Source organism: Brachyspira sp. (assembly GCF_029258575.1).
Taxonomy (GTDB): Bacteria; Spirochaetota; Brachyspiria; order Brachyspirales; family Brachyspiraceae; genus Brachyspira.
Genome location: NZ_JARHYI010000099.1, coordinates 1 through 11,323, shown reverse-complemented (window position 1 = coordinate 11,323; position 11,323 = coordinate 1). Strand labels below are relative to the sequence as shown.

Genomic DNA, 11,323 nt, shown 5'->3' with positions numbered 1-11,323 from the left:
CAGCATATAAAGCAGCACAATTAACTAAATCTTGTTTCCAAGTTTTTTCATTAGGAGCATGTGCTTGAGCTTCAGCACCAGGTCCGAAACCTATGCAAGGTATTCCATTTCTACCCATAATAGATACACCGTTAGTAGAGAAAGTCCATTTATCAGTAAGAGGACGAGCTTTTCTTTCTTTTTCTACTTCTGGAGTAGGTCCTAATCTCTCTTCAGTGCCATATAAGCCTTTATAAGCCTCTTCTAAAGCTTTAGTTACAATATGGTCTTCTGGTATTACCCAAGTTGGGAAGTAACACTCTATTGGATAAACTAATCCTTTCCAAGATGGTCTGTCATAGTTATACATAGATACTTCTGCTCCATATTTTTTTACATTAGGAAGATTTCTGATTTCTTCTAAGCAGCTTTCCCAAGTTTCACCAGCTGTCATTCTTCTGTCTAAAGAAATAGAACAAGAGTCAGCTACAGCACATCTGCTTGGAGAAGTATAGAAAATCTGAGAAACTGTTACAGTGCCTCTTCCTAAGAAATTAGCTTCTTTGTACTGAGGATTGTATTTTTCTTCTAACATTTTTACTAAGCCTTTGATTTCTGTAGAATCTTTAGCATCATTTTCGTTAAGACTTCTAATATCCTGAAGTATATCAGCCATTTTGTAAATAGCGTTATCTCCTCTTTCTGGAGCAGAACCGTGACAAGAGATGCCTTTAACATCTACTTTTATCTCCATTCTTCCTCTTTGACCTCTGTAAATACCACCATCAGTAGGTTCAGTAGAAATTACAAATTCAGGCTTAATTTTGCTTTCTTTACATATATATTCCCAGCATAAACCATCACAGTCTTCTTCTTGTACAGTACCAACTATAACTACTTGATATTTGTCATTTAAAAGACCTAAATCTTTCATTATTTTAGCACCATAAACACCAGAAACTATACCACCAGTTTGATCAGAAGTACCTCTTCCGCCAATTTCAATATCATTTTCATAACCTTCATAAGGGTCAAATTTCCAATTGTCTTTGTTACCTATACCAACTGTATCAATATGAGCATCAATACCTATTAAAGTTTTACCAGTACCCATATAACCTAAAACATTACCCATAGGATCGATATCTACTTTATCAAATCCTACTTTTTTCATTTCTTCAGCTATTCTTTCGATTACACCTTTTTCTTCGCAAGATTCACTAGGTATTCTAATTAAATCTCTTAAAAATTTAGTCATATCAGCTTTGTAACCTTCAGCTTTTCCTTTTATTTGTTCAAATTGTTCTTTTGAAATAGCACTCATTGTTTTTATCTCCTAAAAAATTCATTTTTTTCTATATATATTAATTAAATCAAATTAATTAATTATCTCTCTTTAGCTTCCCAAATAATATTTTTCCATCTTGCAGGATCAGTATCGCCTTCAGTACTGAATAATAATACTTTAGAATTAGAATCAAGTTTTAATTTCTTTCTTAATTCAGCATATTCATCATTAAGCATTATAGTAGCTAAAGCACCGAATGGAGCAGCACCAGATTCTCCAGATACTACTTGAGGATCTCCTTTTAATGGAGCAGATAACATTCTCATACCTCTAGCAGCAACTATATCCTGAGCAGCTATGAAACAATTAGCATGATTTTTAAGTATATCCCAAGAAGTGATATTAGGCTCTCCGCAAGCAAGTCCAGCCATTATAGTATCCAAATCGCCATCAACTATTCTTATTTTTCCATCTCCAGCTTCAGCACCCTTATATAAACAAGCAGCAGCATCAGCTTCTACTACTATCATTATAGGAGGATTATCTTTATATTTGTTAGAGAAATATCCAACCATAGCACCAGCTAAAGAACCAACACCAGCCTGTACGAATACATGTGTAGGTCTTTCTCCAAATTGTTCATCTGCCTCTAAAGCCATAGTACCATAACCTTGCATAATCCAAGCAGGTATTTCCTCATAACCTTCCCAAGCAGTGTCCTGTACAACTACACCGTTTTGTACTTTAGTAGCTTCAGCAGCAGCTTTTCTTACACAATCATCATAGTTAAATTCTTCAATAGTAGCTGTAGCACCTTCAGCCTGAATATTTTTTAATCTAGTTTGAGTAGAACCTTTAGGCATAAATATAACAGATTTCTGTCCTAATTTATTAGCAGCCCAAGCAACTCCTCTTCCATGGTTACCGTCTGTAGCTGAGAAGAATGTAGCCTGACCAAATTCATCTTTCAATTTTTGAGAAGTTAATACATCATAAGTAAATTCGCTTACATCTTTACCCATTTTTTGAGCTATATATCTAGCCATAGAGTAAGAACCTCCCAATACTTTGAAAGCATTAAGACCAAATCTGTATGATTCATCTTTTACTTTAATAGTTCCTAAACCTAAATATTTAGACATTTCTTTTAATTCTGATAATGGTGTTTGTGCATATTGAGGGAAACTTTGGTGAAAAGCTTTTGCTTTTTTTACCTCCTCAATAGACATAATTGGTAGATTTTTGTCATCTGACTTAGGCATATTATTTTCAGCCCATTTAAGATCGCTCATTTATTTCCTCCTTTTTTGAATCTATATAGTTATATAGAGTGAACTTACTTATTCCAAAATGATTTGATACTTTATCACCAGATTTAGTGATTAAAAATATTCCTGAATCATTTAAAAATTTTATAGCCTTTATTTTTTCCTCTTTATTCATTATACTTGCGGGCTTTCCAGCTAATTCTTCGCTTTTTGTTATTAATTTATCCATAAGTTCTTGTGCACTGTTTGGTATTTCTTCCAACTTTGATTTATCTTCAGTTTGAAGCAAAGTGTCTAAGTCGCTTTTGAACGGTATAAAATTAGTTATATCGAAATTTATAGATAGTATATATTTATACTTGCCTTCCATGTCTTTTATAAAAACTGTTGATGATTTTAATATTTTTCCATTTGATGCTTTTGTAAGGTATGATAAGTGATCAACTATTGGTTCTCCCTTTTTAAGTTTTTCTATAGTGTTTATTACTACATTTGATGTACCTTCACCAGCTTGTCTTCCTGTTACTCCACCATTAATGATGAATATAATCGTATGATCTAAATCTTTTTCTTTAAGTTCATGTATACATACTTCACAATTATTTCCAAATTGTCTTGCTATGCCGTGTGCAACACTTATTAATGTTTCAAGTACTATATTATAGATCATAAATAACTCCAAAATATATTGTAATAGTTTAATTATTTAATGAGATGTTTATATTATACTAATTATTTTTTAGATTTTCAAGAAAAAATCTAAAATTTTTTTGAAAATTCGTTGACAAATTAACTTTTTTTAATATCCTATTAAAATATAAAATAAATATATGTAAAAATAACTCAAATATAATTTTAGGAGGCACTTATGCTATTAATAGGCGGAGGAAAATTAATTACTAGAGATTCTACTAAACCATTTATAGAAGATGGTGCAGTACTTTGTGATGACAGATTAATTAAAGAGGTTGGAAAAACTTCAGATTTAAAAGCAAAATATAAAGATACTGAGTATATAGATGCTAGAGGTCATATAATTATGCCTGCATTTATAAATGTTCATGAGCATATTTACTCTGCTATGGCTAGAGGTTTTAGTATAAATGGATATAACCCTAATGGTTTCTTAGAAATATTAGATGGTATGTGGTGGACTATCGACAGAAATCTTACATTAGAACAAACCAAACAAAGTGCTATGGCAGTTTATATAGAGTCTATTAAGAGCGGAGTTACTACTATATTTGACCACCATGCTAGTTTCGGACATATTGAAGGATCATTATTTGCTATAGAAGAAGCTGCTAAAACTATGGGCGTTCGTTCTTGTCTTTGTTATGAAGTTTCAGACAGAGATGGAGAGGCTAAATCTAAAGCTTCTATTAAAGAAAATCTTGATTTTATTAAACATGCTATGGCTAATAAAAGTGATATGATCAAAGGTATGATGGGAATGCATGCTTCTTTCACTATTTCAGATAAAACTATGGAAGCTTGTATGAAAGATTTACCTGAAGGAATAGGATGTCATATTCATGTAGCTGAAGGTATAGAAGATTTACATGCTTGTTTGAAAGAGCACGGTAAGAGAATAGTTGATAGACTTTATGATTGGAGAGTTTTAGGTCCTAAAACTATACTTGTACACTGTATATATATCAATCCTCATGAAATGGATTTAATTAAAGATACAGATACTATGACTTCTCATAACCCTGAATCTAATATGGGTAATGCTTGCGGATGTCCTCCTACTATGGAATTAATGAAAAAGGGCATATTAACAGGTTTAGGTACTGACGGATATACTCATGATATGATAGAATCGTACAAAGTTGCAAATGTATTTCATAAACATAGCCTTTGTGATCCTAATGCTGCTTGGGGAGAATTACCTCAAATGTTATTCGATAATAATGCTAAAATGGCTAATCGTTATTTTGATACTCCTCTTGGTGTACTTAAAGAGGGTGCTGCTGCTGATGTTATTATTATGGACTATAATAATTACACTGAATTAAATGAAAAAAATATTAATGGACATATATTATTTGGTATGAACGGCGGACATGTTAATACTACTGTTTGTAACGGAGAAGTATTAATGAGAGATAGAAAACTTACAAAAATAGATGAAGAAGCTGCTTATGCTAAAATAAGAGAAGAGTCTGCTAAACTTTGGAAACAAATTAATAAATAATAAAAAATAACATTGAAATTCTATATAATAAATATTTATATATGATTCTTAAATGTTTCATAAAAAACAGTAAATTAAATTGGAGGAATTATAATGAGTGATGTAATGACACCCATACCTTTTGGAAATCTTATGAATTGGATTTTAGAAGAAAAGAAAACAGGCAAAGTTTTTGGTATTTCAAGAGTATACAAAGCTGATAAGTCCAAATATTATGAAATTTTTGGAAGAAAATTAGAAACACCTATAGGACCTGCGGCAGGACCTCACACTCAATTAGCTCAAAACATAATTGCTGCTTATTATACAGGGAGCAGATTCTTCGAACTTAAAACTGTTCAGAAAATGGATGGAGAAGAATTAAGCAAATGTGTAAACAAGCCTTGTATTTCTGCTGATGATGAATGTTACAACTGTGAATGGTCTACTGAACTTTATGTACATCAGGCTTTCGATGAATATGTTAAAGCTTGGGTAGTTTTAAAAGTAATTTCTAAAGAATGGGATTTAGGAGATATGGACGGATTCCAGTTCAATATGTCGGTTGGTTATGACTATGAAGGTATTAAACTAGAAAAAATTGATAAATTTATAGAATGTTTAAAAGATGCTTCTAACACTCCTATATTTAAAGAGTGCAAAGAGTGGTTAGCTAACAATATAGACAGATTCCAAAACTTCAAAAAAGAAGATATAGATAAAATTAATGCTGATATATGTAATTCTGCTACTTTATCTACTCTTCATGGATGCCCTCCTTCAGAAATAGAAAAAATAGCTTCTTATTTACTTACAGAAAAGAAAGTAAACACTTTTGTAAAATGTAACCCAACACTTTTAGGTTATGAATATGCTAGACAAACTTTAGATGAAATGGGATATGATTATATAGCTTTTACTGATTTCCACTTTAAAGATGACTTGCAGTACAGCGATGCAGTTCCTATGTTCCAAAGACTTCAGAAATTAGCTGATGATAATTCTCTCTCTTTCGGAGTAAAAATCACTAATACATTCCCTGTAGATGTTAAACAAAATGAATTACCATCTGAAGAAATGTATATGTCTGGTAAATCTTTATTCCCTCTTTCTATGACAGTAGCTTTAAGATTAAGTAAAGATTTTGATGGCGGGTTGAGAATTTCATATTCAGGTGGATGTGATTATTTCAATATTAATGATGTTATAGATGCAGGTATTTGGCCTATAACTATGGCTACTACTTTCTTAAAAACAGGCGGTTATCAGAGAGGAGAGCAAATAGCTAAAAACCTTAAAGAATACAAGCCTTTCACTAGAGTAGATGTCGTTAAAGCTGAAAAAATAGTTGAAATGGGTAAAAAAAGTAAGCATCATACTAAACCTATTAAACCTCTTGCAAGCAGAAAAATCAAAAAAAAAGTTCCTATGCTTGATTGTTATACAGCTCCATGTATGGAAACTTGTCCTATCAATCAAGACCTTACAACATATATAAGACTTAATGCTGAAGGAAAATACGAAGAATCTTTCAAAGTAATATTAGAAAAAAATGCTCTTCCATTTGCTACAGGTATATTATGTCCTCATACTTGTATGGATACTTGTACTAGACAGTTCTATGAGGAACCTGTAAGTATTAGAGCATGCAAATTAGAAGCTGCCAAAGCTGGTTATAATAAAGTAATAGGTACTTTGAAACCTGCTGCTTCTATAGGTAAAAAAGCTGGTATTATAGGTGCTGGTCCTGCTGGACTTTCTGCAGCATTCTTCTTGGCTCGTGCAGGAGTTGATGTTACTGTATTTGATAAGAGAGAGAAAGCAGGTGGTGTAGTTTCTAATATTATACCTAATTTCAGAATTACAGCTGAAGAAATAGGAAATGATGTTAACTTATGTAAGCAAATGGGTGTTAAATTTGAACTTGGTAAAGAAGTTAAAGATATAAAAGAATTTGCTAAAAATTATGACTATACAGTTGTTTGTATAGGTGCTCATAAAAATATGCCTTTAAAACTTGAGTCTGGAGAATCTATGAATGCTCTTAAATTCTTGGAGGAATTCAATAAGACTAATGGTAATGTTCAATTAGGAGAAAATGTAGTAATAATCGGAGGCGGCAACACTGCTATGGATGCTGCAAGAGCTGCTAAAAAGAACAAAGGCGTAAAAAATGTTAGATTAGTTTATAGAAGAACCAAGAGATATATGCCTGCTTTAGAAGAAGAGCTTAAAGATGCTATAGAAGATGGTGTTGAGTTTATGGAATTATTAGCACCTGTTAAATTAGCAAATGATAAGCTTGTTTGTAAGAAAATGGAATTGTCAGACTATGATGAGAAAGGTAGAAGAAATGTAATTGAAACTAGCGAAACAGTAGAAGTTCCTACTAATACAGTTATAGCTTCTATTGGAGAACAAATCGAGTCAGAATTCTATAAATCTAATGGTATAGATGTTGATGATAGAGGCAAACCTAAATGTTCTGCTACTAATGAATCATCTATTAAAAATGTTTATATTGCTGGTGATGGTTTATATGGTGCTGCTACTATAGTAGAAGCTATAAGAGATGCTAAAGTTGTTGCTGAAGCTATTTTAGGAAAAGCAGTTGCTCCTGATTTGCCTTCTGTTTCTACTGAAGAGATATCTTACAGTAAAAAAGGTATTTTGAAAGAAGTATCAAAAGATCCTGAATCTAACAGATGTTTGACTTGTGATTATATTTGTGAAAGCTGTGCTGAAGTTTGCCCTAACAGAGCTAATATATCTGTTAAAGTTGATGGACATGCTAAAATATCTCAAATCATACACGTTGATTATATGTGTAATGAATGCGGTAACTGTGAAACTTTCTGTCCTTATAGTTCAGCTCCTTATAAAGATAAGTTTACATTATTTGCTGCTGAAGCTGATATGAAAGATTCTAAAAATGATGGATTCTTATTCTTGGATAAAGATGGTAACTGTAAATTAAGAATCGATGGAAAAGAGGAATCTTATAAAGTAGGTGAAAATAAAAATGGTGTTTACAGCATAGTTAATAGCGTATTTAATAATTATAAATATTTAATATTAAAATAATTGACTTTATATTAATTATATATAACATAACAATGAGGAATAAAAAATGAATCATTGTTATGTTATTATTCATTAATATTTATATTTTTTAATTGGAGGTAATTTAATATGGGTGAGGTTGCCAAGATTATCATTAATGGTAAAGAGATGAGTTTTGACTCAGACAGAAAGTTAATGGATGTTCTTAGAAATGATTGCAAATGCAAGTCTGTAAAAGATGGATGTTCTGAAGGAGCTTGCGGTACTTGTACTGTTTTAATAGACGGAAAGCCTACTAAATCATGTATTCAAACTATAGGAAGATTGCAAGGAAAAACAGTACAAACTATAGAAGGATTTACACAAAGAGAAAAAGATGTTTATGCTCATGCTTTTGCGGTTACAGGAGCTGTTCAATGTGGATTCTGTATACCTGGTATGGTTGTATGTGCTAAAGGATTGATAGATAAAAATAATAATCCTAGCAGACTTGAAATTGTTACTGCTATAAAAAACAATATATGCAGATGTACTGGTTATAAGAAAATTATTGATGCAATAGAATTAGCGGCTAAAATGATTAGAGAAAATCTTGATATTAAAGAATATAGCGGAAAAGTAAAAGTAGGCGACAGAAATATTGCTAGAGTAGATGCTAAAGAAAAAACTATAGGTATAGGTGAATACTGCGATGATATAGAATTAGAAGGTATGCTTCATGGTGTTGCAGTTAGAAGTAAATATCCAAGAGCTAAAATATTAAAAGTAGATGTAAGCGAGGCTAAAGCTTTAAAAGGTGTAGTTGATGTTATTACTGCTAAAGATTTGCCTGGTGCTAAAAAAATAGGACATATTTTCCATGATTGGGATGTATTGATTGGAGAAGGTGAAACTATAAAATTTATTGCTGATGGTTTAGCTTTAATAGTTGCTGAAGATGAGGCTACTGCTAAAAAAGCTAGAGATTTAGTAAAAATAGAATATGAAGAATTACCTTTAGTAAGAAATCCTTATGAAGCTATGAAAGAGAATGCACCTTTAGTCCATGAAGAGAGAGAAAGTAATTTACTTACTCATGAAAAATTGGTTAAAGGAAATGCTGATGAAGTAATAGCTAAATCTAAATATAAAGTTACAAGACATTATGAACTTCCTTGGACAGAGCATGCATTTATGGAAGCAGAAGTTGCTATTGCTATGCCTTTCAATAATGACGGTATATTTATATATTCAAGCGACCAAAGTGTATATGATACTAAAAGAGAAGTTGCTATGGCTTTAGGTATAGATGCTGACAAAGTAGTTGTAGAAAATAAATATGTAGGGGGTGGATTCGGTGGTAAAGAGGATATGAGCGTTCAGCACTATGCCGCTATAATGGCATATAGAACAAAAAGACCTGTTAAATTTAAACTTACAAGACAGGAAAGTATCAATTGGCATCCCAAACGCCACCCTATGAGTATAGATATGACTACTGCTTGTGATGAGAATGGAATACTTACAGCTATGAAGGCAGTTTTAATAACTGATGCTGGAGCTTATGCTTCTTTATCAGGTCCTGTACTTCAAAGAGCTTGTACTCATGCGGCAGGTCCTTATAATTATCAAGTAATAGATATAGAAGGAAAATCTTTTTATACTAATAATCCTCCTACTGGACCATTTAGAGGATTCGGTGTGCCTCAATCTTGTTTTGCAACTGAAATGAATATAAATTTACTTGCTGAAATGTGCGGATTGGATCCTTGGGAAATAAGATATAGAAATGCTATTCGCCCAGGTCAAATACTTCCTAATTATCAGATAGCTGATGAGGCTACTGGTCTTGTGGAAACTTTAGAGGCTGTGAAAGATATATTCTATAATAATAAGAATGTTGGTATAGCATGCGGATTTAAAAACTCTGGTGTAGGTATGGGGCTTCCTGATACTGGAAGAGTTCGTGTGCTTGTAAAAGATGAAATAGTTAATGTATATTCTGCTGCTTCTTGTATTGGACAGGGTATTGCTACTGTACTTTATCAAGTAGCTGGAGATACACTTAATTTGAATGATGATCAAATAATGGTTCATCAGCCTAATACAGCAACTTCTCCTGATTCAGGTACTACTTCAGGTTCTAGACAAACACTTATTACAGGTGAAGCTTGTAAGAGAGCTTGCGAAGAACTTAAAAAAGAGCTTGATGCTGGAAAATCATTAAAAGATTTAGAAGGTAAAGAGTTCTATGGAGAATGGTTAACTATGACTGATAAAATGGGTGTTGATAAAGAAAATCCTGTTTCGCATGTTGCTTATAGTTATGCTACTCAAGTATGTATACTTAATGATAATGGAAGTATTAATAAGGTTGTTGCAGCTCATGATATAGGAAGAGCTATTAACCCTATATCTTTAGAGGGACAAATAGAAGGCGGTGTTGTTATGTCTTTAGGGTATGCTTTGACAGAGAAATTTCCGCTTGAAAATTGCGTTCCTAAAGTGAAATTTGGTACTTTGGGATTATTCAGAGCAGACAAAACTCCAGATGTTGAATCTATTATTATAGAAAAACCTGGTGTACCTTATGGTTATGGTGCTACTGGTATAGGAGAGATTTCTAGTATACCTACTGCTCCTGCTGTTGCTGCTGCTTACTATAAATTTAACGGGGAGTTCCAAACAGAACTTCCACTTAAAAATACTCCTTATTCAAAATAATTTATTTTTTATTATGAGTTTATTTAACAATGAACTTGTAATTATAAGAGGAGCTGGAGATTTAGCTACAGGTATTGTGTATTCGTTGTATAAGGCACATATAAAAATTATATTATTGGAGACACAATACCCATCTTCTATTAGAAGAAAGGTTTCATTATCCGAAGCTGTTTATGATGGTGAAAGTAAAGTTGAGGATATTGAATCTATATTGGTAAAAAGCTATGAAGAAGCTCTTAATATAATTGCAAATGAAAATTATAAAAAGATTCCTATTCTTATAGATCCTAATTGCGATATATTAAAAAATATTAAACCTGCATTTTTAATAGATGCTATAATTGCTAAAAAAAATCTTGGCACTAATAAATCTATGGCTAAATATACTATAGCATTAGGTCCTGGATTTACCGCTGGTAAAGACTGTGATATTGTTATAGAAACTATGCGTGGACATAATCTTGGAAGAATGTATTTAGAAGGTGAGGCTCTAGCTAATACTGGAATTCCAGGTAATATAGGTGGTAAAGAAGCTGAAAGAGTTATACATGCAAGTTCTGATGGAATTATTGAAAATATAAAAAATATAGGTGATTTTGTTAAAGAAAAAGAAGTTATAGCATATATAAATAATAATAATGCAAAAATAGAAGTACTTGCTACTTTTGATGGGCTTTTGAGAGGCATTATAAGAAATGGTTTTAAAGTTCGTAAGGGTTTGAAAATAGCGGATATTGATCCTAGAAAATCTGAATATGATAATTGCTTTACTATTTCTGATAAGGCTAGAAATTTAGGCGGTGCTGTGCTTACTGCAATGATGTATTTATATAATAAAAATTA

At 32.0% G+C, this 11,323-nt stretch carries 7 protein-coding genes; 4 read left to right on the top strand and 3 right to left on the bottom strand.

Going from position 1 to position 11,323, the window contains the following annotated elements:
* The 3 genes from Q1J76_RS07740 to Q1J76_RS07730 all read right to left on the bottom strand — a co-directional run.
* Positions 1–1,303: YgeY family selenium metabolism-linked hydrolase (locus Q1J76_RS07740; RefSeq protein ID WP_300369309.1), on the bottom strand; the 1,303-nt coding region annotated here is incomplete at its 3' end.
* Positions 1,304–1,365: 62 nt separating this feature from the next.
* Complete coding sequence (gene dpaL, locus Q1J76_RS07735) at positions 1,366–2,559, bottom strand: diaminopropionate ammonia-lyase (RefSeq protein ID WP_300369306.1); 1,194 nt, start codon at positions 2,557–2,559, stop codon at positions 1,366–1,368.
* Entirely contained in the window at positions 2,546–3,205 is a 660-nt protein-coding gene (locus tag Q1J76_RS07730; protein ID WP_300369303.1) for a helix-turn-helix transcriptional regulator, read from the bottom strand. Before Q1J76_RS07730 ends, dpaL begins: the two co-directional genes overlap by 14 nt.
* A 198-nt stretch (positions 3,206–3,403) precedes the next feature.
* Here Q1J76_RS07730 and ssnA point away from each other — a divergent pair, with 198 nt between their 5' ends.
* The 4 genes from ssnA to yqeB all read left to right on the top strand — a co-directional run.
* A complete protein-coding gene (ssnA, locus tag Q1J76_RS07725) occupies positions 3,404–4,735 on the top strand; it encodes a putative aminohydrolase SsnA (protein WP_300369300.1) in 1,332 nt (443 codons plus the stop codon).
* A 93-nt stretch (positions 4,736–4,828) separates the two neighbouring features.
* A complete protein-coding gene (gene ygfK / locus Q1J76_RS07720; protein WP_300369297.1) occupies positions 4,829–7,798 on the top strand; it encodes a putative selenate reductase subunit YgfK in 2,970 nt (989 codons plus the stop codon).
* A 108-nt stretch (positions 7,799–7,906) separates the two neighbouring features.
* Positions 7,907–10,480 carry a selenium-dependent xanthine dehydrogenase gene (gene xdh / locus Q1J76_RS07715; protein ID WP_300369294.1) on the top strand — a complete coding sequence of 858 codons (2,574 nt, stop codon included), beginning with the start codon at positions 7,907–7,909 and terminating at the stop codon, positions 10,478–10,480.
* Between the two features lie 13 nt (positions 10,481–10,493).
* A partial coding sequence (gene yqeB, locus Q1J76_RS07710; RefSeq protein ID WP_300369291.1) for a selenium-dependent molybdenum cofactor biosynthesis protein YqeB occupies positions 10,494–11,323 on the top strand: 830 nt, incomplete at its 3' end.

Coding starts and splice junctions, on each gene's coding strand:
- dpaL (WP_300369306.1), bottom strand. CDS start 2,559: ATGAGCGATCTTAAATGGGCTGAAAATAATATGCCTAAGTCAGATGAC.
- Q1J76_RS07730 (WP_300369303.1), bottom strand. CDS start 3,205: ATGATCTATAATATAGTACTTGAAACATTAATAAGTGTTGCACACGGC.
- ssnA (WP_300369300.1), top strand. CDS start 3,404: ATGCTATTAATAGGCGGAGGAAAATTAATTACTAGAGATTCTACTAAA.
- ygfK (WP_300369297.1), top strand. CDS start 4,829: ATGAGTGATGTAATGACACCCATACCTTTTGGAAATCTTATGAATTGG.
- xdh (WP_300369294.1), top strand. CDS start 7,907: ATGGGTGAGGTTGCCAAGATTATCATTAATGGTAAAGAGATGAGTTTT.